The following is a 22,917-nucleotide window of genomic DNA, read 5'->3' as shown; positions in this document are numbered from 1 at the left end:
TATTCAGCTCACGAAGCAGATATATTCCCCGGTCGCAATGCATTTACACTGGCCCCGCTGTCGCTGCACACCTCAGCGTTTCGCGTTTGAGACTAACGCCAAAGATGTACACCACGCCAACTTCGCGACAAAACTAGCCAGTCAAACACTGACCAAGCAAGAACCTGCACGATGGATTAAATATGGCCACACCAGTTCCGGTACGCCGCGAGTGCGCTGCCTGCAGTGTTTGGGAGTCACCAGCTTGCTCAATCCTTTGTCGCTCAGTCGCAGCCTACAGCCGCTTCTGACCGCGTTACTGGTTGCGTTCCGCAATAACGAGCCGCTGGAAACAGCCCTGACATCACTTTCACTGTCGAACAAAGTCCTCTATGAAAAATTAGGTAAGCTGCAACAGTTGTTGGAACATGCCAGCCGTTGCTACGAACGCCAATGGTTCTCCACATTACCCACAATTACCGTACAGACACACAGTACGGTCAGCCATTGTCGTTCAGGATTACAAGGTTATGACAGTACCGCATGTTGGTATCTCTCCACAGCAGAAAGTCGCACCGGTTATCAAACATTGATCAGTGATAATTTACTTCTGAATAACGTGCGTAGCGATGCTCACCAAACCGGCAGGTATTTATTGGATTATGTGGAACCGGATATGGCCGCGACTCAGTCCGTGTTTGAGAAAGCCAGGCTCACCTATGAAAGAATCATGTCGCGCAGCCAATTTGATCAACGGGGATATTGCTTACAGCAACACGCCGCCAGCAAAGAAGGTACGGTTTTGCGACCTGTTTACAGCGCCCACGCCCACATGCAGACCTTACAGGCACTGCTTCCACCCAACAAACCGTTGGCACTGGTACTTGAACATGAAAGTTTTCTTCGCGGAGCCGCCATTACCACCTTTGCCGAGTCAGTCCGTCTGCAGACTGCACAGCTGTACTATTTACATGCGCTGCCTCGCTCAATGCATTCAGAATCAACCAAACACTATCTGGCAAATAACAATCAACAGCCTTTGAATAAACCGGTCAGCGATATCCAGCAAAGCAATTTACCTCCGATAAATTTACAACAGAGCAATTTACAGCAGAGCGATAAACAGATTTTGAGCTGGTGGCAGGAAAGCTGGCACCAGTATGATCATTACTTTCCGGCGAAAAGTGGGTCAACAGCCTGGTCGCTGGGAATTGGCGTGCTCACCGGAAAGACTGCTAATGAGAAAACCCCAAAAGGAACCGCTACCGAGCAGTTAGCTTCGTTGCTGGTACCGACACATCCGAAGTGGCATGAAGATTTCTGGTCCACATTTGAACAGTGGTTGCCGGAGCAACAGCGCCGTCGATTGTCCCATCAGCGCGTGTCACAGTGGCTGGGTATTTTCCGTTATCTCTATAATTTTTGCCAACAACCCGCCAGCAATGGAGCAGCGCCTGGTTCTAACAATCATGTTGTTCCGGCAACTCGTACTAAACCAACATTTGAACCAACGCACATCGCGAGTATCGCCGAATACATTAACAGCCAGCCCCTGAAACAATCACACTAATGAACGAACTTGGGGCTGGCTGTTTCTGCATCATCTTAAAAATAAGGCTAATTACTGAATGCTATGCAGCTCTTTCCAATTCCCAGGATGGACCACATAGCCAAATAGCGCATGGCCGCCATAAACCAGCTCTGTGCCTTCCGGAATCCATAACATCTGCCCCGGATACACCTTATGGGTTTCCCCGTTGGCGGTCAGCTCAAAACATCCTTCAATGACGAAGACCACTTCGTCATACAGAACTGTCCAAGACACTTCCGCCCCTTCCCACCGGGCAAAACCAACACCAATATTGGGAGACACTTCAGGGCTCAGGGCGCGAGCCACATACGCCATACCCGGTGAATCGCCACGTACACTAAAATCGAGTGTTTGGCTATCAATCACTTTTACTTGCTTCATAGCTCACTCCGACTTTGCCATTTTGCCAGTTGAATTCGGCTTTTCACGCCCATACCAAGAAAAGGTTCCGGCGGATTCAGACTTGGCATTCCTGTCACTTGCTGAATATCTTTCAACGCAGAGGAAGATTCACCCGCTACAAGGTCTGCCAATAAAGTACCGGAGATCGTCCCCCAGGCTGCGCCCACACCGTTATCGCAGGCACTGGCATAAACCCCATCATCCAGTTGACCAAAGAAGTTAGTAAAGTTACGGGAAATCGCGTAAACGCCACCCCAAGTGTGTGTAAACGGTACGTCCTCCAGCTCAGGATATCGTGCCAGGAAAACCTGCCGATGATCATTTTGGATCTGTTGTTTTACTCTATCACTCACACTGGCGCCGTACTTCGGTACATGCTTATAAGTGTTACGGATTAGAATCCGACGATCCGCCGTCATACGTAGCGTTGTACCGGCATGATCGGCAGGAGTCAGCCCCCAGTTTAACTGTCCACCGTAACGTTGCATCTCTTCATCGGTCAGTGGCCGAGTCCAGCTGGCAAATGTCATTACCGGCAGCAGTCGGTTTTTCAGGTACCCAAATTCGCGGGTAAATATACTGGTACCCAGTAGTAGCTCTGGGGTTTTCACCACACCATGATCGCCCTGCAGCACCCAATGCCCGTTTTCTTTGTACAAACGACGTATTGGTGAATTCTCAAAAACTTCAATATTCTCAGGCAGACTTTCCCCCAAGCCGCGTACTAATGCTGCTGGCTGCATCAGGTAGCCACCGGGTGTATAAATAGCTCGACTGTAATAGTTCGTCCCCAGCACTTTTGCCAGCTCAGCACCATCAACATGTTCAAACGGTTCACCTAAATCTTTCATCAGGTGTTCAAAATGGTCTAGGTAAGCTTCACCTCGAGACCCAACCGCCCCCTGGTACTTACCGACGGCCGACCACTGACAGTCAATGCTGTACTGCTTCACCAACTTCGACAGCTGTGAAATAGCAGAGCGGTTCAGGGATAACAACTTTTGCTTATGTTCAGGATTCGGATGCTCCAGCGCAAACTTGTGTGGCAAATCGATCACGAAACCTGAATTACGCCCGGAAGCTCCCTGCCCGATACGCTGGGCATCGATTAACAAAATGCGGGCATAAGGGCTATGTTCAGCCAGTCTTCTTGCCATTGCCAATCCGGCAAAACCGGCGCCCAGCACCACATAATCTGTAGATACTTCGCCGATGAGTTGAGGCTTCATCGGAGTTGGTGGCAGTGCCTGATACCAGCCACAAGTATTATCGTCATTGGGTAAGTGAATCATTTTTCCTCCACTCACGCTGCTGTTTGTTTAAGGGACAATTGTCCCAGCCATTTTGCCCGCATTGACTGAGCATGCTTGCCTAACAAGGCAAATCCGGTCATTACCCCTTCAGGTGTATAAAATGCGGCTGTCATATCTTCACCCTGTTGCTCGATGCTCCATTCCCCGTAAGCAGGAGTTGAAACAGGGAAAACAGAAAGTGGCATCAACGGGGTTTTGACTATTACCGGGGTCGCAGACAGTATTACGGGAGTCACTTCACCGAGCAGACTTTTTGCCATAGACGGGATAGCCTGATTAATTGGCGCAATATACGGCTGCCAACCTTGAGATGTTTCGGCGCAATCGCCCAGCGCAAATATATGCTGGTCACTGGTTTGGCCATAGCTATTAACTATGATCCCACGTCCTGTTTCCAAACCCGCTAACTCGGCAAGTTGCACATTGGGTTTCAAACCGACGGCGCTGAGTATTAAATCGGCTTCAACCTGCTTTCCGCTATTAAGATGTAAGAGGTAATCGGTTTGGTCTGCACTTGTTCTCTGAGACGGCTCGATAAAAGAAATGCTGTCTTGCAATGCCCACTTGACCCCACGACTTGAAAAGGTGGCTTGCAAAGCTTCGCCAAGCGGTTGCGGTATCAATCGCTCCATCGGCCACTGCCCCAGACCGATGACCGTTACGTCAAAACCGCTTTCGATTAGATCGTTGGCAAACTCGCAGCCGATTAAACCGTCCCCCAGAATGGCTACTCGTTTTTTCTCTGCCAGGTGTTGGCGAAAATGGCGATAATCCACTAAATCATTGACACTGAAAACACCGGAACAATCACCGCCGATAGGAATCGCTATTGGTGAAGCACCCGTTGCCAGCACCAAGCGACTATACGCATAAGTGCCGATATTGGTATGCAGTGTGTGATTTTCACGATCGATATGCTCGACGCGGGTATGCGGATAAATTCGAATGTTCAGGCGGCTTTCCCACTCCAAAGCACTTTCGCTTTGCAGGCTTTCGCCATCTTTACCCACAGCCAAAGCATTTGACAGAGCTGGCTTGCTGTAAAGTGCCCCATCATCTGCAGTGAACACGGTGATGGGCACATCGACTGACTGCGCCCGAAGTGCAGCGGCCAACTGGTAGCCACTGTGACCACTACCGATAATGACAATAGGTTCAACCGCAACAAACAACGTTGGATTTACTTCCTGCTGTGAAGGTTGCTCGGCAGGAATCATTGATTCAGATGAACCCGACGGGTCTGCTACTACCTGTTCTGCAACAGCAGTGACATCAACAACTGACTCAGCTTCGTCCCTCGTAATTTCAATCATCTCGAAGTCAGCTTTACTTACCAGGCAATCCGGACAAAGCCAGTCATCCGGTACCTCTTCCCAGCGCGTTCCCGGAGCAATGCCATCTGCTGGCCACCCTTCAGCTTCATCATAAATCAAGCCGCAAATGATACAGAGCCACTTTTTCATCACTTTGTCTCCAAACTACCTTGTTCTGCTTTTACCGCATTGTTCTGCATTTTCCGCATTGCTCTGTCAGAGCAGTCCGGTGGCAATGAGCAACCTGCTTGTTGCAGGCTGTTCGGCACAACCTCTCCCTCACCGGCTCCGACGCCTTCCTTACCCGTCCCGTTAATCAGGTTGACGCCGGGCCGATGAAAGAGAGAATTGTTTCGGGTTACTCGTTGTCGTGTTGCAATCGAATTGCGATATTGCGGGTATGGACATAGCTGTAAATCGCCTCTTGTCCTTTTTCCCGGCCAAAGCCGGACAACCCAACACCACCAAATGGTGTTTCAATACCACCGGCAAACCACTCATTAATGAACACCTGGCCACCACGAAGTTGCTGCGCCACCCTCAAAGTCTGATTTAGGTTTTCACCGAATACGCCAGCAACCAAACCAAAGTCGGTGCCATTGGCGATATCTACCGCTTCTTTTTCGGTTTCAAATGATGTAATAACCAATACCGGGCCAAACACTTCTTCCTGAGCAATCTGCATATCCGGTGTTGCTTCTATCACCGTCGGCGCCACGAAGTAGCCTGACAACTCTGGGGCATAGCCACCGGTCAGAATGGTCGCACCTTCCATTCTGGCTTGCTCAATCATTGCCAGCACTCGCGATTGCTGATCTTTGGAAACCAATGGTGTAATGTCCGACTGGCTTTCACCCTGACCAATACTGAGCCCTTCAGCCAATGCCACAACCGCCGCTTTCACTTCCTCGTAGCGCTCTTTTTGCACCAACAAACGCGACATTGCTGAACACACTTGTCCGGCATTGAAGAAAATCCCAGTCTGAACACTTTTCAGTAAAGTCCCCAACACAGCATCTTTGAGCACAATGGCAGCTGATTTCCCACCTAATTCCATAACCGATGGCGTAGCGCGCTGCGCCGCATCTTTGAGGATCCGCTGACCGGTTGGTACTGAACCGGTAAAGACAATCTGATCCACTTCTGGATGCTGCACCAGATGACTACCCACTTCCGACCCTTTACCACACATCAGGTTAATAGCCCCTTGTGGAAAACCAGCTTTTTCGATGGCTTTGACCAACAAGGTCATCGCCAGCGGCGAGATTTCTGGTGACTTGATAACCACCGCATTACCTGCCGCCAGTGCCGGAGCTAAAGAACGAGCGCAAATCGAGACAGGAAAATTCCAAGGCACGATCTGCACCGACACACCAAACGGCACGTACTGGGTAAAATCGACATAGTCTTTGCCAAGCGGGATCGAGGTGCCTTCCAGTTTATCTGCCATGCCTGCGTAGTATTCGAAGTAGCGGGCCGATTCCAAAAACTCATCTTTGGCATCCTGCAGTGACTTGCCGTTTTCACGACAGGCCACCAGCCCGCCTTCGTCTACCATTTCGCGAATAGCGGCTGCGGCTTTCAGCATCCACCCGGTTCGGACTGCCGGGCGTACACCCGACAGCAACCCCTCATTAACACAGCGGCGAGCTGCCGCCATGGCACGGTCGGCATCAGCAATACTGGCCTGCGCAATGGTTGCGTAAGGCTCTGCCGTGCCTGGGTTCATCACCGTAAGGGAACGTTCAGCATCACACCACTGACCATCGATGTAATTAAGGTAATGCATCATGATCAGTCCTCCATGGCCGATTTCACTTGCTTCGCCAGCCAAGTCTGGAAAAAGTGTGTCGGTACATCCATCTCCGGTGAGAATACGCCGCCACTAAAGCCAGGAGAGTGACGTCCCTGCTGCATCCCTTCTACAGCACCAATATCTTCACCGAACACAACACGCCATGATTCAACGGTAGCGGTACGGCAGGCTGCAAACTCATCTTTGGTTGCTTCATCGCCGACATAGAAAATGCGCAGATGCTCAACACTCTTCTCGGCAGAAATTGGCTCTATCATCATGGCAAAAGCATGATCCGCCTGAATGCCCAGGAGCACGTTCGGAAACAGCGCAACATATTCCGCATGACGCAGCTTATCTTCCGGCCAACTCGGGAATTTAGGCAAATGCGTGCCTGCCGTGTCAGACAAGTTATAAGCCAGGCTGCCTTGACCGGCAAAACGTTCGTCAAACAGAATGTTGTAGTGATCTTCAAGACGCGAATAGCTGTTCAGACTTGGGTGAACCCAAGGTAGGTGGTACGCTTCACAGTAGTTTTCAACGGCCAGTTTCCAGTTGCTATTTACTTCAATTTCCAGGTTTCCGCCCATATTCACGCGGCGCAACAGGCCCAAACCGTCATCCCCCAGAAAGGTCTTCCAGCGTTGCTCAAGCGGGGCAATGTGCTCCGCAAAGCTTGGAGCTTCACCTGACAAATTGACGAACACCATGTCCATCCATACAGCAGAGCGCAGCGGCTTCAGACCGTGTTTCTCACACTTAAAACGCTCATCTTTGTGTTTTGCAATTCCGCCAATGTGCGGTGTGCCTTTCAGGTTACCGTCAAGGTCGTATGTCCAAGAATGATATGGACAGCGAATCATTCCCTGTACTTCGCCTGCTTCATGCACCAATTTCATGCCTCGGTGGCTACAAACGTTGTGGAACACCTGCACTTCACCCTGACGATTTTTCATCAGCAAAAGAGGCAGATTCATAAAATCGACAGGCATGACATAGCCGTTTTTTATCAGATCAGAAGCAAATCCAATACATACCCAGGTATTGCCAAATACATAATCACGTTCAAAGGTGAAATACTCAGCATTGGTGTAGGCGTCGTTTGGCATACCTGTCGCTTCGCTGATCGGATTCAGAACGTTTTCGACCAGCTCAATAGGGATAATGGTTTGATTGACATTGCTCATATTCTTATCTCCGCAAAATAGAGTTGCTTCCAGTGCTCACAATATCGTGTCGCGTTAATGGAGAAGATTCTGGTTAACAATGCCGTAACAAACAAACGACTTTTTTGGAGGGTGTTAATGAGATTTTGTCATTGATGCATGATCTCGAACAATTAATTTATCCACACTAATAACAAGACTATTATTTGCATGATTAATTATCATCAATTGATGATAATTAATCAGTTGAAACACATTTCCGCACTCACTACCCTTTCGAAAATTAACAATAACGTAACAACACTAAAAGCACTGAACAGCAAAGAACTGAGAGGGATGTTTATGAGAGCAACATCAGGGATACTGAAAGGGCTAAACCCTACTGTTACGATTGCATCAAAAATAGTAGTAATAGGATTTGTACTTTTCTGCGCCATTCTCGCTAATCAGGCCGGACAATATTTCGAAACGATTTCCGGCATTTTATTGCAGAATATGAAGTGGTTTTACATTGGTCTGGTGTCACTCGTTGTCGGATTTCTAATTTATTTAATGGTCAGTCGCTATGGCCATATTCGACTGGGTAAAGATGATGAAAAACCGGAGTTCAGCTATTTGTCATGGATTTCGATGCTGTTTTCCGGAGGTATGGGAATCGGCCTTATCTTCTGGTCAGTCGCCGAACCCATGTGGCATTACGCAGATAATCCATTTACGGAAGGACTGACCAATCAATCAGCAGCGACAGCAATGAGACTGACATTTTTCCATTGGGGTCTGCACCCTTGGTCAGTCTTTATCATTGTCGCACTGGCATTGGCTTACTTTTCCTACCGTAAAGATCTGCCTTTCACTCTGCGCTCCATCCTTTACCCGCTAGTGGGTGAACGTATTTACGGCCCAATCGGGCATACCGTGGACATACTGACCGTTGCAATAACCGCCTTTGGTATCTCACAAACATTAGGCATGGGCGTTATACAGATTAATTCCGGGTTAAATCAGGCGTTCGGGTTTGATATCAGCCTGGGAACACAACTAATTATTATTGTGACACTGTGTACCTGCGCAGTAGCATCGGTTCTGTCTGGGGTAGGTAAAGGGATACGTCGCCTGTCAGAGTGGAACATGCTTCTTTCACTGTTATTGGTGTTGGTAGTGCTATACATAGGTCCAACGCGTTATATTTTAAACACGATGCTGGAAAGTACCGGTGCCTATGCGCAGAACCTTGTAGGGATGAGTTTCTGGAGTGATGCGCAGAATGATTCTGGCTGGCAAAACTGGTGGACAGCCTATTATTGGCCATGGTGGATGACATGGGCACCGTTTGTCGGCATGTTTGTGGCACGTATTTCGAAGGGACGTACGATTAGAGAACTGATTGGTGGTGCCTTGATAGTACCAACCCTGATCACTTTCCTGTGGATCTCTGTTTTTGGTGGCGCAGCACTGAAAGTGGAGCAAGATGCCCGTATCGCTTATCAAAATAAGGTTGTCGCCGCCCAAGAAGCTAACCAGCCAACCCCACCCGCTTTTACCGGAGGTCCAATTCTGGAAGCAACAAAAGCCGATACAACTCGTGCCCTGTTTACCCTGTTTGATAATCTGGATACTGACCTGTTTGGGAAACTACTTAGTACTCTTGCCTGTTTGTTGCTAGGAACCTATTTTATTACCTCGGCAGATTCCGGCACACTGGTTTTGTGTACACTTGATGCAGCTGGCGACAGTGAGCCTCCGAAATCAATTCGGATTTTATGGGGTATTATGATTGCAGCCATTGCCGGCGTGTTGCTATATGCAGGCGGACTGAAAGCTATGCAGACGGCCTCTATTATTGCAGGCTTCCCAATTGCTATCTTTATCGCGGTGATGAGCCTTACACTGTTCCATTGTATTCGCCGGGAGCCTAAACCGTGGGCAATGCTGCCTGAACATGTACACCCAGAAAAAGATAAATTAGACGGGCCAGTTGAACCATTGTTAGAACCGAAGACAGAACTGAATACTGCGACAGCAACAGCAACGGCCGTTCAAGCAAATCTGGCTGATAAACCGGATACCGATCTCGCAGTGGACCAAAAACCTCTCTTAAGTTAGCCGTTTGATTCAAAAACGATTATGTAAAACAGACGCTTCATAGCATGCGACGAAATAAAAAGCTGGAATATATATTCCAGCTTTTTATATTCAGAGCTTCAACCTTATTCCAGGAGTCTAAACCAATCCTTTTTGTCCCACTCCATCGGGCAGTTGCCGCAACAACCACTCTCGAAAAAGTTTGACGCTGGATGGAATGACTCCTCTTCCCAACGGCTCCAACATTGAAAAATTCGATGGTGTCGACAGAACGTGTTCAACAGGCCTTACCAAAGCTCCACTTTGCAAATAGTCGTCAACCAGCGATCCCCAGGCCAACGCTATACCCTGCCCATTAATAGCTGCCTGCAGCAACATTGGATAATTATTAATGTTCACTCGATTTCTGGGAGTATAGTGAGGCAGACCAACAGATTGGAACCACTCTTCCCAGTTAATCCAGTCACGCTGTGATTCTTCCAGATATAAAAGGGTTTTATTAAAGACATTCTCATGATCGGTCGGATGACCTATTTTTTCCAGATATGTAGGACTACATACAGGAAACACTTCTTCAGAAAATAACGTCGTCACCTTCATTTCCGCAGGCGGAGTACGGCAATAAAATAAAGCTATATCGCAATCCAAACGTCGTAAATCCAGAATATTGTCCGAAGCCAAAATCCGAAGATCGATATCTTCATGGTCATTCTGAAACTCTGCTACTTTTGGAAGCAACCATAGCGCAGCCATCGCATTGGTCGTTGCTACGGTTATCTTTTGATCACCTTGCCATTTTTTAACATCACCGGTCACTTGCGCAATGTCCATGAGTGACTGGCTAATCGAATGGTAATATTGCAGTCCGGTCGGAGTAAGATGAATACTACGATTGGCTCGGGTAAACATCGCTTTTCCAAGGTACTCTTCAAGCTGGCGAATTTGTCGGCTGATCGCCCCTTGGGTCACATTGAGTTCATCAGCTGCCATAGTAAAACTCAGGTGACGAGCTGACGCTTCGAATGCAATTAAGCTGTTCAAAGGAGGTAACGGTTTGATTTTCATTGTACTTCCAGTAAGGCGTGTTCTGTAATTATTATGATTTCTATGCCCTTATCGGCATGAAGAACATCAGCACATTCTGAGCGGAATTCACTAAACAACAATTGATAAAAGTAAAAAAGGAGACTTGAGTCATAGTTAACCCAAGTAAATTCGCACTTTTTCGCAAGTCGCATCCTTTGACCGAAAAAGTGAGGTCAATACATAGAAAGGGTCTTAGGCAGCTAAAACCCATTACTGTACGCAAGGTTCAATGTTATCTCGTTATAACGATAGGAATTGTGCTATTCCTATATGCAATACACCGACCTAATTGAAGATAACAAACAGCACACTTTGCTAGCATTTTTCAATTTCAACGATTTCAACCGTATGAGAGATTGCAATCTTTGGCTGTAGCATCAAGCAGACATGGCAGTACTTATTGATAGCATCTGATGCAATTTCAGAAATTTGTGGTTCAGACACATTGTCCCCATCAACCACAAAATGTAAATTGACGGTTTCATACAAGCGCGGCGAAGATTCTGTCAGTGTGTAAGTCACTTGATTGCGAAAAGATTTCAGGACGACACCCTGCTCTTGCAATCCCATGACGACATCCGTTGCACTGCATGTTCCAAGGGCTGACAGTAGCACTTCTGTCGGACACGGCGCAGACTGGTTATCAGCATCAATATTCAGCGAAAAGCCACCGGATGTTTCAACGTTAAACTGGCAATCCTGTTGCCACTGTATTGTCAGACTCATTTCTTCCTCGTAATACACTCTCAGATGGGTATGTGGGTATGCGTTTCGCATACCAATCGTGCCACGATGACTATCACACCATACGCACATGATTGAGTAAACGGTAATTTCGAGCAGTCTTTACTTTCTCCCCGCTGGCCTCTGAAAAACAAAGCTTCAAAGTAACTAAACGTCTGCGGCCAAGGGCTTATAATCAGCAGTAAAAACCATTTTTTGTCATAGGGGGGATTGATTAACCTGACTTTCGGTTTCGGAATCGCGTTACCAGACAAGCCACAATCGACAGCAGAAAAAACAGCCAGAACAGTGGAATCAACCCGAACGGCTCCACCAATTGACCGCTTTCAGCCACATACGCACCTATCATGTTGTATCCAACCAAACAGCCTAAACCAAGAATTAAAAAGGTCAGAGATAACCAGTATTTTTTCAAAATCGTCATGAACTACTCACTCAATAAACCGGAAAGAACTGTCCTTAAGACTTGCTGCGAGCGCCAGAGTTCACGAGCGAATACCCAGACTTCAAGGGATTGACACGGTACTGACAAAATTTGCTACTATTACCGCCTCCGCCGTAACGTTATCGATGGAAAAATGTAACTCTTCCGTTCCTGCATTAATCCGCCTCAGTTGTATCAATCTCACTTTATCAAGCTAGCTTTGATCAATCTCTTTTTCACCAGCCTTGCTTTCATTTGCATTTTCGTTACGCATCTTTCCTGAAAATCCCGTTTTCTTTTCTCTCTAATTTTCATCTACCATTTTTAAGAGGTTCATCCATGAGTCAAAACGTCATTTTTACCGGTAGCCCCGGTTCGGGTAAAACCACAGTGATTCAAGCCTTAACTCGGAGAGGGTTTAGGTGCTCGGAAGAAGTCGGTCGCGCGGTTATCCAGAGCCAACTAAAGCATGGCGGCGACGCCCTGCCCTGGAAAAATAAAGCCGCGTTCCGTGATGCGATGGTTCAAGCTGAATTGAAAAACTACAACGCTTATCAAGCGCGGCAAAACACCCTCTTTTTTGACACCGTCTTTTTTGATCGCAGCATCATTGACTGCGTGGGTTACTCTAACCTCGAAAACTTGAGCGTTCCGGTTGAGTTAGATGCACTCTGCCAGTCATTGACATACCATAAACAGGTTTTCATTTTCCCGCCGTGGGAGGCCATTTTCACCAATGATGCAGAGCGTAAACAAGACTATGCCGAAGCGGTGAGAACCTACGAAGCCATGGTCGCGACTTATACCCAGTATGGCTACACACTTATTGAGGTTCCCAAAGTACCCGTCACACAGCGTGTCGCGTTTATTCTCGACAGGCTGGCTTAAAATAAAAGCGATGGGGAAATGAAACGATAAGGGGCAAGAACTGATGCTGAAAACTGCTGGTCTACCAATGGGCTAAACCAGCGGTCTCCTGATGAACCATCTCAATAGTTAAAACCAACCACTCTCTTCTGCTGTTGATCATTACTACTATTGAGCACCACTTCATTCTCTGTTTTTTGTCTTAGTACTCAGCTATAACTGAGCGATAAGCCAACACCCACATCTAATACATCAGAAAATTTTGAGAGCTTAATTTTGTATTCCAGACTGGTACAGTGACACGGATGAATATTGCTGATTGTATTTTCTTCAAAATACTTAAGTGTTCCTTTCGATTGAAGGTCACTGGGTGAAATCAAATGAAAACCACCTATAACATCTACAATTCGGTCATCATTACAGACTTTCTTTGCATATTCGATAATGTTGCAGATACCCGCATGGGAACAACCAGTAATGATCACTAAGCCTTCAGGGGATTTATACACCAAAGAAGAGTCGTCTTTGACGTGATCATCAACCAGTTGTCCATCCTTCTCACACAAGCCGATGGGATCGATATTTTCGAAATCATTCCCCCTTTCGATTTCCCCCAGGTAGACAAGGTTTTCAGTAATCCAAACCGGTGCTTTCGATAGCTGAATGTCATAGTACTGGCTCAGTGTCTGCTTATCCAAAGTCGAGCCAATGCCATCACCGTCATACTCTTTGTGTGAAAGTGCATCAGGATGGGAAATAATCATTGGCTTGGTAAAGCTAACGCCTGCATCCTGCGCTTGCGAATAATGTTTAATAAGAGGAACCAGGCCACCGGTGTGATCGTTATGGCCATGCGAGAGCACAATAAAATTAACGTCCATCAGCGATTCATTCATTTTTTCAGCATTTTGAATGAAGACATCTGAGTAGCCAACGTCAAACAACAACTTCACATCACCCTCTGTGATCAAATAAGAGACACCTGGCTCTCCCAGATAGTACTTATCAATAATTGTGTTGTTATCAACCAGAACTTTTAGCTCCATCCTGTGCTCCCTTCCATCATCTATCGCGTATTATTTGAACTGGCATCAAAGCATATAAAACAGAATGCGTAAATGCGCTCACCGCTATTTTCTACAGCATCTCTGTCAACTTTTCGCATACAAAAAGCACTGAGCACTGAAGCTTCTCTGATAACAGGTGACGCTCACCACGATGCAAACTTGTGTTCTGCGTGAGCAATCAATACGCCTCTACTTAAAAGATTTAAGTGACACAGGTCTCACATGAAAGCCAATGAAGCACAATTATCACGTTAATCATGCAGCATGACAGACACCTAAGAAAATAAGCACATTAATGCATACTTTGGCTATGTGATAATACGTGAGTTCAAGAAATGGATGATTGCCTTTAAATAGGCTTATCAATAAAAGGGCCAACTGCTCACGGACAAGTCACCCACTCGTTCATGATGAACATTAATGAGGGAGCCACATGAAAATATTGAAAATTGCCGGAGGATTAACAGCGCTCGCTGCTGTCGCCCACATAGCGATTATTGTTGGTGGTGCGGATTGGTACAGATTTTTCGGCGCCGGGGAAGAGATGGCAACAATGAGTGAGCATGGGTTTCTCTACCCTGCGTTATTAACTGGTTTGATTGCCACAATGCTTGCGATTTGGTCAGCCTATGCGTTCTCCGGGGCGGGTGTCATTCGGTTACTGCCATTTACCAATAAAATATTGGCACTCATTAGCATCGTATTTTTAGTTCGGGGGATTTTCGCCATTCCTGCGGTTTTGCTGTCTAGTTCACCCTATATGCTTGAACTAACTGATAAAATGCCATTTATGGTTATGAGTTCTCTCTATTGCTTGCTCTTAGGTTCCTGCTTTGGGTACGGCGTGTATTGCCGAACCAAGCATCAAGGTCATGCCTAAAACATGTAGCACTAATAGTGGTACTTTTAGTTTTCGCTTTTCCTGGTAATCCGCCCTCATGCATTAACGCGGCGAGCTCTTTACTCATTATTAATCGATGAATTAAAAGTAAGTTAACTTGAACAACGTCATTATCAGGGAATATAAAGACAGCAATTGGCCGGACGCCTGTGCAATTCATGATAAAGCCCGGCTCATTGAACTTAAAGGTTCGTGCGACGAAAGAGCATTTGTACCACTCACCACCGATGAATGTGATTTGTAGAATTTCTATTTATCCAGAAATTTTGTTGCTTGCATCAACGATAACCTTGTCGGATTTATAGGTATATAAGAGAACTAAGTCGCATGGCTGTGTGTCGATCCCGATGAGTTCAATAAAAGCATTGGCCGTAATTTGCTCAAACACGGTTTAAAGATTATTAATGACAAAGCGATTACCTATGTTCTCGATAGTAATCACACTGCTCGCAAACTGTATGAAAGTGAATGTTTCAAGCTTAATGCGGTATTTGATAGTACTAACACTAACAATGGCTACCCGTGCACGGTACTAAAGCTGTCACAGTGAATACATCCAAACTGTCAACCATAAGGATAGGATTAGTAAAATGGAATTTAATGAGAAAATAGTGATTAAAGCGTTGCCCGAAAATATCTATCCTTTTTATTCGCAGGTGAGCGAATGGAAAAATTGGGATCCTGACGTGGTTTACTCGTCTATTGAAGGAGATTTCACCCAAGGTGCTACCGGTACATTAAAGCCCCAAAAAGGGCCAGAAGCGAAAATCGTTTTCACCGAAGTCACACACAATAAATCGTTCACAACCATTACAAAACTGCCCTTTTGTACAATCACGTTTGTACATTTGTTAGAGCAAGTTGGGGCTGATACCGAAGTCACTCATGCAGTCAATTTTACGGGTTTCCTGTCTCCTTTATTTGGACAACTGATCGGAAAACAAATTAAGAGAACACTACCAAACACCATGCAAGGCTTAAAAAAGGCTGTTGAAATGTACGACGACGTACAAGCTGCATAATCATTCGACATACTAAAGGCGATAACCTGTAACTTCCCCCACTCGAAATCATGCGGGTGGGTTCATCCACATGTTTACTGTCCCAAGCTCTTAGCCCGATAGCGCATACAACAATTATATTCCCATCAAGCATCATCCCTCATCGAACATAAGAAGCCTGCGTCATTTAAGGGCCTAGCTCATCCACAACTATCATAGCTGTGTGTTGATAGTCCCATATCGCCACCATTGAGGGGCTTTGTTGATCAAATCAGAAAGCCAACTGAACATCAAGATGCGAAATTTATTGAGCAAGGAATATGGATGCTTGGTTGGGAAGAAATAGCTCAACCAGCACAATACAAAAACGCATCACAAATTAAATCTGGTGACAAAATAGCAATCAAACGAATGAAAGGTCGTGGTCAAACGGGTATTAAAATACTTCATCTTGGTATTGTTAAAGGAGTTATCCTCGATACAGATAAAGTTGTATGCACTATTGATTGAGTTGCAACCAACTTGAACCGTAATATCGAAGAGAGCCGTGACTGTTTCAAATCTATCCATGGACCATTTGAAAAAGATACATGGGTAGAGCAGGTTTTTTGCTTATAGCGACTATACGCATAACAAGAAACTATGGCGTCAATACTTAAATCTTGGCGTTGTTTCCCCCCAAGTATGCCCCACTTCCCTGTGGGGCTATGTAAATCACACCCTTTAGCTTCAGCCTCCATCTCCTCTTGTTCCATCTGCAGATCAGCCATTTCACCACGTTTTCCAGTACCGGTTTGTAACGCTTGAAGCGGATATATGGCAAAGGCAGAACTTGGCGAAGCGGGTTTCGTTCATTCAGGGTACGCGGCCATCTCTGCAGGCCGGGCATTGGCGGGTAACGCGGTACTTGTTGGTGGTGCGCCCTTTTCCCCGGCATTCTGGGCATAGCTGGCCGTGTTTCAGAGTGGCTTAAACTATCGCCGTATGTATATAGCAGGTTCAGTAAATGCTTCCAAAATCAAACCCGCACCCAACTCAAATCTTTGTTATTATGAGGGCAGACAACACTTTTACCTGTGTGTATTGATAATAATGAGTAACAACAATAACCAGCCAACATTGTTTTGGCTCGATTATGAAATATCGATTACAACTTATTGTTATTTTTAACTTATGCTGATAACCAGTCATAATTGGACACCGACTGGACACACTCCAGCTCACTTTTCTTATTGATACCTGACCAACCATGCATCTCAAACTTTTCAGAAGAATATAGTTAAGGTAGTTTAATTTTGAGTTCATACAGATAATCAAACCTATGTCGACAATAAATCAAACTCTAAGATACGAATCCTTTGCAATCGGTGATTTCTACACCAGAAATACTGTAGCTGACACAGGCAAAGTGCCGAGGCCAAACCAACCTCGTGATTGGACGGGTATTGTTCCATTTTCTAACTGCGTCCTTCTCTTCGTAACCTTGAACAAAGAGAGCTTCAAAAAAGAAAATCAGTACTACGATATCTTCAATGATGACGGCAAACTGTTTTATTGGGACTCACAAAACAACAACACCCCTAAAACCCCCTCTATCGCCAGAATCATTAGCGGCACACCAGTAATCCTATTCGCACGTGTAGATGCCAAACAGAATGGTAAATCCCAACCGTTCGTTTATGTTGGCCCCCTTAACTACATCGAGCATGAGAGTGAAAAGCCTGTTCACTTTTTATTCATGAATCTACAGCATTCGTTCATTGATCACAGAAACTTACAATCTCTATACACCTGGTTCCCTGCCAAAAGAACAAAATCTCTACCGAAACTAATTCAAAAAGCTAAGACAGCAAAGTACGGCCAAGGTAGGCTCATAGATCCAAAGAAAAAAAAGGCTATAGAACTGCATGCCATGGCAATTGCCAAAGCCCATTATGAAACAAGCGGATTCGCAGTAGAGGATACTTCTAGCTTTGCGCCATATGATTTCAAATGTTCGCGAGGTAATGAAATTCGGCTTGTCGAAGTTAAAGGGACACAGGGTGAGCCATCTTCTGTAAATGTCACATTTAATGAAGTTGAATCAGCGCGTAACAACTCATCTACCACTGATCTTTTCATAGTTCACGGTATAGAAATTGTTCAAGTGGAGAGTGATTACAAGGCGAGTGGTGGAAAAGTTGAGAAGATTGATGATTGGTTTCCAGAGGATCAACACTTAAAGCCTACCGCATATACCTACTTTATCCCTACCGAATAATTTCCTAGATGTTACGCATAATAACGCGTTCAGAAAATGCCGCCAGACAATGGCGGTGTATCTGAACCGGTGGTGATGACCATAGAGCCGATAAAAGAACCTTTATATTTTCTTGCCAACTCATCGGACCTCTTCTATTGTTATTTTAACTAACTTGCTTAACACTGGAGGGAATATGTTTAGACATATGTTTTTACTTCCTGAACTTCTCAGGAGCGCCATATCCTGATACTTGTGCATAGGGGAGTTAGCGAGGAATAGGTATAAGTGTGACCGCAGCTCGTACTTTATGGCGATGGTACGTGTGCTCTGTGAGACGACCATCTCACAGACCAAAGACTGATAAGGCATAGGAGCACAAGGGGCTGTATAGTATGAGCAATACTATTGCATTAAGAAGTTGCCTATGCTTTTCCTCAACCGAATATAAGATGCTATAACTGTCAATGGATTACTTGAATTCAAATTTACAATACACGAGTAATATCGCAACAAAACTGTAATTATTTTTTGGATTCACAACAATGGAAAACAGATCATGAGCAACAACCTAAACAACGTGAACGCGAAATTTGTATTTTCTTCCAAAACGGCAGGTGTGATATGGGGTTCTAACAACCAAGGCTACAACGGAATGACTGTAAGTCAGGTAAGAAAAGACCTCCATTCTATTGCAGATGTTCGCGAAGATACCGCCCTCATAGATGCGTTGAGACGATTAGCGAATGCACCAGATCTAACAATCACAACAAACTAAACAGTCCATGTAAGGTGTAATGATTCCGAGACCCTACACCTTTTTAAATCAACTGGGTTTTATATGACTATATTCAAAACCACCTGCTATCCCTCATCAGATAATGCCTCTCAAACAACCTCTTCAATAAACTGCTCGCCCGGAGTTCGACATGCAACTGCGTTTTACTCAGCTTCACCTGTCCGACCTAATTAGGAACGAAATGCGCTGCGTTCACTAAACTAGGGCTTATCCGGCCTAATATTGCGTGATCACCCATTTTTTATCATCCTCTGAGGTTTAAAAACGGATCCTACAGGAATCCAGCTATGGCAATTAAAAAGCGAAACTGGTAATAGCCACTTTCAATAGCTGTTGTAGCTTATTGTATGTGCTCCATGGTCACCAGAAATCCTCAGCTGCAGCCCGGTTTCACTAAGTGACCATTCCACCGCCTTAACGCGCCATTTCCCGTCTTCCACATCACCGAAGCCATCTAGGGTTACATGACCTTCAACGACCAAGGCCATCAGTGATGCTCTTGCTGGCAGGGTAATGTCCAGCGTATCACTGCCAGCTTTAACCTGTTTGGCGCGAGCAACCACTGCAGCTTTGGCTTCCTCATAGTTCGGATATGTATAAACAATCTTGAATTCAGGCTCACCGATCCCTGTCGAGACTTCCTTCGTATCGCCGCTCTCCAGGTCATGGTAGGTAGCCACCACCCGGCGGACATCATTCCGGCTGCTGAACCGACACTGCCAGGTCGTCACTTGGTGAGGATGGAGTGTGATGTTCTTTAGTGCTTTTCCTGATGCTGATTTCCCTTCCCCCTCTTTCAGAAATAGCCAATAGCCATTGGCCGGCTTACTGACTGCCCCATAGCGTTTTGCCAACCGAGTAAGCAGGTTCATGTCACTCTCACCGACCTGATCAATATGAGTCAGCTGGATGCTGGCCAGCTCGCTGCTGACCCGCGGCACCAGGCCGTGCTCTGACACGACGGTTTTCACCAAATCCCCCAGGGTAACGTCATCGAAACTGCGGGTTTTCTGGGTCTGCAAACTCCCGGGCTGCTTGCGGTTATCCATCGGGGCGGCGTTCGCCACTATCTGCACCCGCCTGGGTGGGCCACTGGAGGTCACCTCATCCACCACAAACTGCCCTTTATCAATCAACTCACCATTAAACCCCAGCCCAAGACGCAGGACAGCCCCTTTCTTCGGGGTGGCCACGGTGTCAGGCAGGCTCACGGTAATGGCAAGGCGATCCGACTCACTGCCAGCATTGTCGGTCAAGGTCAGGCTGATCAGATTTCGCTGGATGGCAGCCGTGATGTCGTTGCCATCGGCTGAGAGAGAAAAGTCCGGACGGTAATCTAATCCCATAAGCTCGAGGACTCCTTAGCTACAGGAGGCGGCAGGTCAGGCAGCGTGATTTGAATGCCACTAGGCAGAATGGCCCCACGGTCTGCCAGACCCGGATTGGCGTTTAACACCGCCGTCACGGCGTTTTCCCGCCCGTAGTGACGCCAACAAATGGCATCAAGCATGTCCCCCTCACGGGTTCTGTACGTCATCGCCATAAAATGCCAACTCCAGAGTAAACGCCTGGCGCCTTGGCAGGCCACCTTTGATGAATTTGGTATTGGTTTCACTTAAATCTGTCATCACCCAATACCCCATGACATCGCCAAGGCCGCTGACGAGCAGCTGAGGTCTATACTCATTGCCCATTGCGGCCAATTTTTCAATCTGATGGGTGCCAACCTCCCGGAACGTGGTCGCGATTTGCCCGTTCAGAGAGATTTTGACGGCGGCTTTGCCGGTGTACTGCAGCAGATCAGACTGGCCAATCCGAGACTGGGCATGCCATCGCCACTGCCACGTTCTGACCAGTTCATTGTAAGCGGCGGCATCAATGTGGAACTTGAAGCCGCCCAGGGACAACATGACTTGAGCCATTAGCCTGCCTCCGGTAAATCATAGAGCGCACTGTCCTGGTAACCACCAAGCTGAGAGTGAACAGCCTGCGCCACGTCTGCCGGGGATTGCCCCGGGGCGGCATACACTTTGATTTCACCCACGCTCTGGTGAACCGTATGGCCTTTACTGGCGGGATAGGAACTGTTGATAGCGGCAACGGTCCGGCTTTGCGCAGCGTCCTGCTGGACCTGGTGATAAGATTTCACCTGCGGTGCCGGGGAATCGCTCTCCCAGAACGTCAGCGAGTCCATCCAGCCGCTGACGGTGTCCCAAATGCCTGAGATCCTGGCGAGGCTCGCATCGAAGATCCCGGTAATGCCACCCCAGAGATCAGTAAAAAATCCCGTGATCGGCGCCCAATGGTTAACAATCAGCCCCAGGGGCGACCAATCAAATAGTGTCTTGATGACGTTGAAGGTGGCCGGAAACTCGGTCTTGAACCAGGTCAGTTTTTCGCTAAACCACCCTGTGACAGCATCCCAGTTTTGATAAAGCTGAATACCTGCGAAGATAAGTGCACTGACCGCTGCCACGGTCAACCCAATCGGGTTGGCGGCCATGACCGCATTAAAGCCAGCCATCCCGACTTTCATCGCACCGATGGCTTTAGCCGCCTGGTAACCGGTGGCTATCATACTGCCCAGCCCCACAACCAACTGACCCGCCATCAGGGAGGCAACCGCCAGACCCACCGTTTGCCAGCCACCGAAGGCCTGCACCACCCGGTTAACCGTGGCGCCCACATTCCACACGGCCACGGCAAAATCTTTGGCACCGTAGACAATGCTTTTTAATGTACCGACTACGGCCTCCTTGTTCTCCCGGACGTACTGGCTGACAGTTTGGCCAAGCCGTTGGATATCGCCTGCCATTTCACCGCCAACGATGCCTGATATTTCCTGCCAGGCTGAACTGATGACCGTTCTGAGGTTTTTGAATGACTGACCATACGCGACCGCACCACTCGCACCTTCCTCGGTCAGCATGTTGAACTGGCGCTGCTCATCCAGCAACGCATTCAGGCTTTTCCCCGTATTGCGGATATAGGTGGTGACCTTGTTCCCTTCACCGCCAAAGAGCATGTCCGCTAAGGAGGCAGCTTGCTGCTTATCCGTCACCCCTTGCAGGCGTGCCATGATGAACTCAAACTGGTCGGCCGCCGCCATGCCGTCCATCATGGCTTCATCGATCCCCAGCGCCCCAAACACATCCGCCACCGATGACTGTTCGCCCAGGGCTTTGAACTCACCGAACTTGTTGCTGAGCTCTTCAATCAGATCACCGATGTGCTCCCCGTTCAGGCCTGCCTGCTGGGCGACCCCACTCCATGCCTGGAAGCGCTCAATGCTCATGTCATAGGACTTGGCCATCCCCGCCAGGGTGGCGGTGCTGTCATTGGTGACGGTCATCAAACCGGTGATCGCCGTGGTCGTGGCCCAGATACCCCCCACGGCGGTCGCACCTGCCGCGCCAATCCCGAGTAAGCGGTCGCCCAGCCCGGACGCTTCTTCAAACGCCTCGGCTTTTACCCGGGCATCATCCAGCTCCTCACCCAACTGTTGATACCGGCGGGTGAGCAAGCTGACATCGGCACCGGCTAATTTTGACTTCCGGATCGATTTGGTGAGCTTGCCCTGCTCCCGCTCGAGATCCTTGACCGTTTTGGTTGCCTTCCCCATCGACTCATTGAACGCAGAGCCCATTTTATTGAAACTGCCATCCACGGTACCGCCAAGGGTAACCACCGTTTTAAGGTTTTGCGTGACCATCTGATTTTTCCTTTTTAGGCAGCAGTTCAATGAATTCCGTGAACGTGTTCAATGGCAGATCCAACAATTCAGAGAGTGACCAGCCGGTGTGGCTGGCCAGCACAATCAACCCTCGCTGGATGTGCCGCTCGCTGAGCGCTTCTGGCGAAAACCCACGATGACTTTTTGCACCTCCGTATAGTCATCCAGATCCAGCTCCTGGATCACGACGGGGTCCACTTCGGCTAACAGCGACATTAAATGCACTTCTTTGTCGGCGTCGCTCTTGTTCTGTTTGTCCGCAATCAGCTGATCGCGAACCTTCGGACGGCGCAGGGCAAGCACCTCAATGGTCTGGCTGCCTACCGTCACGGGATAGTCCAGTTTCACTTCTTTTTTTTCAGCTGCTGGGTATGTCATGATGTCACTCCAATAAAAAAGGCCGCATAAGCGGCCA

General features: G+C 47.4%; 24 protein-coding genes. 10 read left to right on the top strand and 14 right to left on the bottom strand.

What is annotated here, in order from left to right:
* Positions 1 to 37: 37 nt before the first annotated feature.
* A complete protein-coding gene (locus tag PGW97_RS08085) occupies positions 38 to 1,549 on the top strand; it encodes a hypothetical protein (protein WP_273857017.1) in 1,512 nt (503 codons plus the stop codon).
* Positions 1,550 to 1,600: 51 nt separating this feature from the next.
* Here the strand turns inward: PGW97_RS08085 and PGW97_RS08080 are convergent, their stop codons facing one another.
* From PGW97_RS08080 to PGW97_RS08055, 5 genes are all read right to left on the bottom strand, one after another.
* On the bottom strand, positions 1,601 to 1,951 hold the full coding sequence (locus PGW97_RS08080; protein ID WP_217392541.1) for an ethanolamine utilization protein EutQ: 351 nt from the start codon (positions 1,949 to 1,951) through the stop codon (positions 1,601 to 1,603).
* A complete protein-coding gene (locus PGW97_RS08075; RefSeq protein WP_273857016.1) occupies positions 1,948 to 3,264 on the bottom strand; it encodes an NAD(P)/FAD-dependent oxidoreductase in 1,317 nt (438 codons plus the stop codon). The genes PGW97_RS08080 and PGW97_RS08075 overlap by 4 nt, the downstream gene beginning before the upstream one ends.
* Before the next feature lie 11 nt (positions 3,265 to 3,275).
* Positions 3,276 to 4,748, bottom strand: coding sequence for an FAD-dependent oxidoreductase (locus PGW97_RS08070; protein ID WP_443147123.1), 1,473 nt, complete (start codon positions 4,746 to 4,748; stop codon positions 3,276 to 3,278).
* Positions 4,749 to 4,956: 208 nt separating this feature from the next.
* On the bottom strand, positions 4,957 to 6,390 hold the full coding sequence (locus tag PGW97_RS08060; RefSeq protein ID WP_273859608.1) for an aldehyde dehydrogenase family protein: 1,434 nt from the start codon (positions 6,388 to 6,390) through the stop codon (positions 4,957 to 4,959).
* Between the two features lie 2 nt (positions 6,391 to 6,392).
* The gene (locus tag PGW97_RS08055; RefSeq protein WP_273859607.1) at positions 6,393 to 7,580 is read right to left on the bottom strand and encodes an aromatic ring-hydroxylating oxygenase subunit alpha; all 1,188 of its coding nucleotides are present in this window, start codon (positions 7,578 to 7,580) and stop codon (positions 6,393 to 6,395) included.
* A 321-nt stretch (positions 7,581 to 7,901) separates the two neighbouring features.
* Between PGW97_RS08055 and PGW97_RS08050 the strand changes: the two genes are divergently transcribed.
* The gene (locus PGW97_RS08050) at positions 7,902 to 9,662 is read left to right on the top strand and encodes a BCCT family transporter (RefSeq protein ID WP_337960371.1); all 1,761 of its coding nucleotides are present in this window, start codon (positions 7,902 to 7,904) and stop codon (positions 9,660 to 9,662) included.
* Between the two features lie 117 nt (positions 9,663 to 9,779).
* On the opposite strand, the gene PGW97_RS08045 is transcribed toward PGW97_RS08050, so the two are convergent.
* The 3 genes from PGW97_RS08045 to PGW97_RS08035 all read right to left on the bottom strand — a co-directional run bounded on the left by PGW97_RS08045 (position 9,780) and on the right by PGW97_RS08035 (position 11,895).
* The gene (locus PGW97_RS08045) at positions 9,780 to 10,706 is read right to left on the bottom strand and encodes a LysR substrate-binding domain-containing protein (protein ID WP_273859605.1); all 927 of its coding nucleotides are present in this window, start codon (positions 10,704 to 10,706) and stop codon (positions 9,780 to 9,782) included.
* Positions 10,707 to 11,042: 336 nt separating this feature from the next.
* Positions 11,043 to 11,453 (bottom strand): OsmC family protein, encoded by a 411-nt coding sequence (locus PGW97_RS08040; RefSeq protein ID WP_273859604.1) that lies wholly within the window; start codon positions 11,451 to 11,453, stop codon positions 11,043 to 11,045.
* 232 nt (positions 11,454 to 11,685) lie between these two features.
* Positions 11,686 to 11,895, bottom strand: coding sequence for a DUF3955 domain-containing protein (locus tag PGW97_RS08035; RefSeq protein ID WP_273859603.1), 210 nt, complete (start codon positions 11,893 to 11,895; stop codon positions 11,686 to 11,688).
* A 339-nt stretch (positions 11,896 to 12,234) separates the two neighbouring features.
* Here PGW97_RS08035 and PGW97_RS08030 point away from each other — a divergent pair, with 339 nt between their 5' ends.
* The gene (locus PGW97_RS08030) at positions 12,235 to 12,783 is read left to right on the top strand and encodes an AAA family ATPase (RefSeq protein WP_273859602.1); all 549 of its coding nucleotides are present in this window, start codon (positions 12,235 to 12,237) and stop codon (positions 12,781 to 12,783) included.
* Between the two features lie 188 nt (positions 12,784 to 12,971).
* Here the strand turns inward: PGW97_RS08030 and PGW97_RS08025 are convergent, their stop codons facing one another.
* Positions 12,972 to 13,808: an MBL fold metallo-hydrolase gene (locus PGW97_RS08025; protein WP_273859601.1), complete on the bottom strand. Its 837-nt coding sequence runs from the start codon at positions 13,806 to 13,808 to the stop codon at positions 12,972 to 12,974.
* A 454-nt stretch (positions 13,809 to 14,262) separates the two neighbouring features.
* Here PGW97_RS08025 and PGW97_RS08020 point away from each other — a divergent pair, with 454 nt between their 5' ends.
* From PGW97_RS08020 to PGW97_RS07995, 7 genes are all read left to right on the top strand, one after another.
* Complete coding sequence (locus PGW97_RS08020) at positions 14,263 to 14,709, top strand: hypothetical protein (RefSeq protein WP_273859600.1); 447 nt, start codon at positions 14,263 to 14,265, stop codon at positions 14,707 to 14,709.
* A gap of 397 nt (positions 14,710 to 15,106) precedes the next feature.
* Complete coding sequence (locus PGW97_RS25185) at positions 15,107 to 15,280, top strand: hypothetical protein (RefSeq protein WP_443147114.1); 174 nt, start codon at positions 15,107 to 15,109, stop codon at positions 15,278 to 15,280.
* A gap of 40 nt (positions 15,281 to 15,320) precedes the next feature.
* The gene (locus tag PGW97_RS08015; protein WP_273859599.1) at positions 15,321 to 15,752 is read left to right on the top strand and encodes an SRPBCC family protein; all 432 of its coding nucleotides are present in this window, start codon (positions 15,321 to 15,323) and stop codon (positions 15,750 to 15,752) included.
* A gap of 303 nt (positions 15,753 to 16,055) precedes the next feature.
* Positions 16,056 to 16,241 carry a hypothetical protein gene (locus PGW97_RS08010; protein WP_273859598.1) on the top strand — a complete coding sequence of 62 codons (186 nt, stop codon included), beginning with the start codon at positions 16,056 to 16,058 and terminating at the stop codon, positions 16,239 to 16,241.
* Between the two features lie 306 nt (positions 16,242 to 16,547).
* Positions 16,548 to 16,679, top strand: coding sequence for a hypothetical protein (locus PGW97_RS08005; RefSeq protein ID WP_273859597.1), 132 nt, complete (start codon positions 16,548 to 16,550; stop codon positions 16,677 to 16,679).
* A gap of 373 nt (positions 16,680 to 17,052) precedes the next feature.
* A complete protein-coding gene (locus PGW97_RS08000; RefSeq protein ID WP_273859596.1) occupies positions 17,053 to 17,991 on the top strand; it encodes a DUF3427 domain-containing protein in 939 nt (312 codons plus the stop codon).
* A 538-nt stretch (positions 17,992 to 18,529) separates the two neighbouring features.
* Entirely contained in the window at positions 18,530 to 18,748 is a 219-nt protein-coding gene (locus tag PGW97_RS07995; RefSeq protein WP_273859595.1) for a hypothetical protein, read from the top strand.
* Positions 18,749 to 19,092: 344 nt separating this feature from the next.
* Here PGW97_RS07995 and PGW97_RS07990 read toward each other — a convergent pair whose 3' ends face one another.
* The 5 genes from PGW97_RS07990 to PGW97_RS07970 form a co-directional block, all read right to left on the bottom strand.
* Positions 19,093 to 20,115 carry a contractile injection system protein, VgrG/Pvc8 family gene (locus tag PGW97_RS07990; RefSeq protein WP_273859594.1) on the bottom strand — a complete coding sequence of 341 codons (1,023 nt, stop codon included), beginning with the start codon at positions 20,113 to 20,115 and terminating at the stop codon, positions 19,093 to 19,095.
* Positions 20,106 to 20,279: a tail protein X gene (locus PGW97_RS07985; protein ID WP_443147113.1), complete on the bottom strand. Its 174-nt coding sequence runs from the start codon at positions 20,277 to 20,279 to the stop codon at positions 20,106 to 20,108. The genes PGW97_RS07990 and PGW97_RS07985 overlap by 10 nt, the downstream gene beginning before the upstream one ends.
* Before the next feature lie 7 nt (positions 20,280 to 20,286).
* Positions 20,287 to 20,691 carry a phage tail protein gene (locus PGW97_RS07980; protein WP_273859593.1) on the bottom strand — a complete coding sequence of 135 codons (405 nt, stop codon included), beginning with the start codon at positions 20,689 to 20,691 and terminating at the stop codon, positions 20,287 to 20,289.
* Positions 20,691 to 22,481: a phage tail protein gene (locus PGW97_RS07975; RefSeq protein WP_273859592.1), complete on the bottom strand. Its 1,791-nt coding sequence runs from the start codon at positions 22,479 to 22,481 to the stop codon at positions 20,691 to 20,693. Before PGW97_RS07975 ends, PGW97_RS07980 begins: the two co-directional genes overlap by 1 nt.
* A gap of 105 nt (positions 22,482 to 22,586) precedes the next feature.
* Positions 22,587 to 22,880, bottom strand: coding sequence for a phage tail assembly protein (locus PGW97_RS07970; protein WP_273859442.1), 294 nt, complete (start codon positions 22,878 to 22,880; stop codon positions 22,587 to 22,589).
* Positions 22,881 to 22,917: the final 37 nt, after the last annotated feature.

Origin of the sequence: Photobacterium sp. GSS17, assembly GCF_028621875.1 — a bacterium.
Lineage (GTDB): Bacteria > Pseudomonadota > Gammaproteobacteria > Enterobacterales > Vibrionaceae > Photobacterium > Photobacterium ganghwense.
Note: the sequence above shows the minus strand (reverse complement) of the source record. Positions and strands in the feature narration are given on the sequence as shown.

Excerpts from the sequence above, each read along its gene's own strand:
- PGW97_RS07980 (WP_273859593.1), bottom strand. The coding sequence starts at position 20,691 with ATGGCTCAAGTCATGTTGTCCCTGGGCGGCTTCAAGTTCCACATTGAT.
- PGW97_RS08075 (WP_273857016.1), bottom strand. The coding sequence starts at position 3,264 with ATGATTCACTTACCCAATGACGATAATACTTGTGGCTGGTATCAGGCA.
- PGW97_RS08050 (WP_337960371.1), top strand. The coding sequence starts at position 7,902 with ATGAGAGCAACATCAGGGATACTGAAAGGGCTAAACCCTACTGTTACG.
- PGW97_RS08085 (WP_273857017.1), top strand. The coding sequence starts at position 38 with ATGCATTTACACTGGCCCCGCTGTCGCTGCACACCTCAGCGTTTCGCG.
- PGW97_RS08080 (WP_217392541.1), bottom strand. The coding sequence starts at position 1,951 with ATGAAGCAAGTAAAAGTGATTGATAGCCAAACACTCGATTTTAGTGTA.
- PGW97_RS07990 (WP_273859594.1), bottom strand. The coding sequence starts at position 20,115 with ATGGGATTAGATTACCGTCCGGACTTTTCTCTCTCAGCCGATGGCAAC.
- PGW97_RS08005 (WP_273859597.1), top strand. The coding sequence starts at position 16,548 with ATGGCAAAGGCAGAACTTGGCGAAGCGGGTTTCGTTCATTCAGGGTAC.
- PGW97_RS07975 (WP_273859592.1), bottom strand. The coding sequence starts at position 22,481 with ATGGTCACGCAAAACCTTAAAACGGTGGTTACCCTTGGCGGTACCGTG.
- PGW97_RS08055 (WP_273859607.1), bottom strand. The coding sequence starts at position 7,580 with ATGAGCAATGTCAATCAAACCATTATCCCTATTGAGCTGGTCGAAAAC.
- PGW97_RS08045 (WP_273859605.1), bottom strand. The coding sequence starts at position 10,706 with ATGAAAATCAAACCGTTACCTCCTTTGAACAGCTTAATTGCATTCGAA.
- PGW97_RS07985 (WP_443147113.1), bottom strand. The coding sequence starts at position 20,279 with ATGCTTGATGCCATTTGTTGGCGTCACTACGGGCGGGAAAACGCCGTG.
- PGW97_RS08040 (WP_273859604.1), bottom strand. The coding sequence starts at position 11,453 with ATGAGTCTGACAATACAGTGGCAACAGGATTGCCAGTTTAACGTTGAA.
- PGW97_RS08000 (WP_273859596.1), top strand. The coding sequence starts at position 17,053 with ATGTCGACAATAAATCAAACTCTAAGATACGAATCCTTTGCAATCGGT.
- PGW97_RS08060 (WP_273859608.1), bottom strand. The coding sequence starts at position 6,390 with ATGATGCATTACCTTAATTACATCGATGGTCAGTGGTGTGATGCTGAA.
- PGW97_RS08015 (WP_273859599.1), top strand. The coding sequence starts at position 15,321 with ATGGAATTTAATGAGAAAATAGTGATTAAAGCGTTGCCCGAAAATATC.
- PGW97_RS08070 (WP_443147123.1), bottom strand. The coding sequence starts at position 4,748 with ATGAAAAAGTGGCTCTGTATCATTTGCGGCTTGATTTATGATGAAGCT.
- PGW97_RS07995 (WP_273859595.1), top strand. The coding sequence starts at position 18,530 with ATGAGCAACAACCTAAACAACGTGAACGCGAAATTTGTATTTTCTTCC.
- PGW97_RS08020 (WP_273859600.1), top strand. The coding sequence starts at position 14,263 with ATGAAAATATTGAAAATTGCCGGAGGATTAACAGCGCTCGCTGCTGTC.
- PGW97_RS08035 (WP_273859603.1), bottom strand. The coding sequence starts at position 11,895 with ATGACGATTTTGAAAAAATACTGGTTATCTCTGACCTTTTTAATTCTT.
- PGW97_RS08010 (WP_273859598.1), top strand. The coding sequence starts at position 16,056 with ATGCTTGGTTGGGAAGAAATAGCTCAACCAGCACAATACAAAAACGCA.
- PGW97_RS08030 (WP_273859602.1), top strand. The coding sequence starts at position 12,235 with ATGAGTCAAAACGTCATTTTTACCGGTAGCCCCGGTTCGGGTAAAACC.
- PGW97_RS07970 (WP_273859442.1), bottom strand. The coding sequence starts at position 22,880 with ATGACATACCCAGCAGCTGAAAAAAAAGAAGTGAAACTGGACTATCCC.
- PGW97_RS08025 (WP_273859601.1), bottom strand. The coding sequence starts at position 13,808 with ATGGAGCTAAAAGTTCTGGTTGATAACAACACAATTATTGATAAGTAC.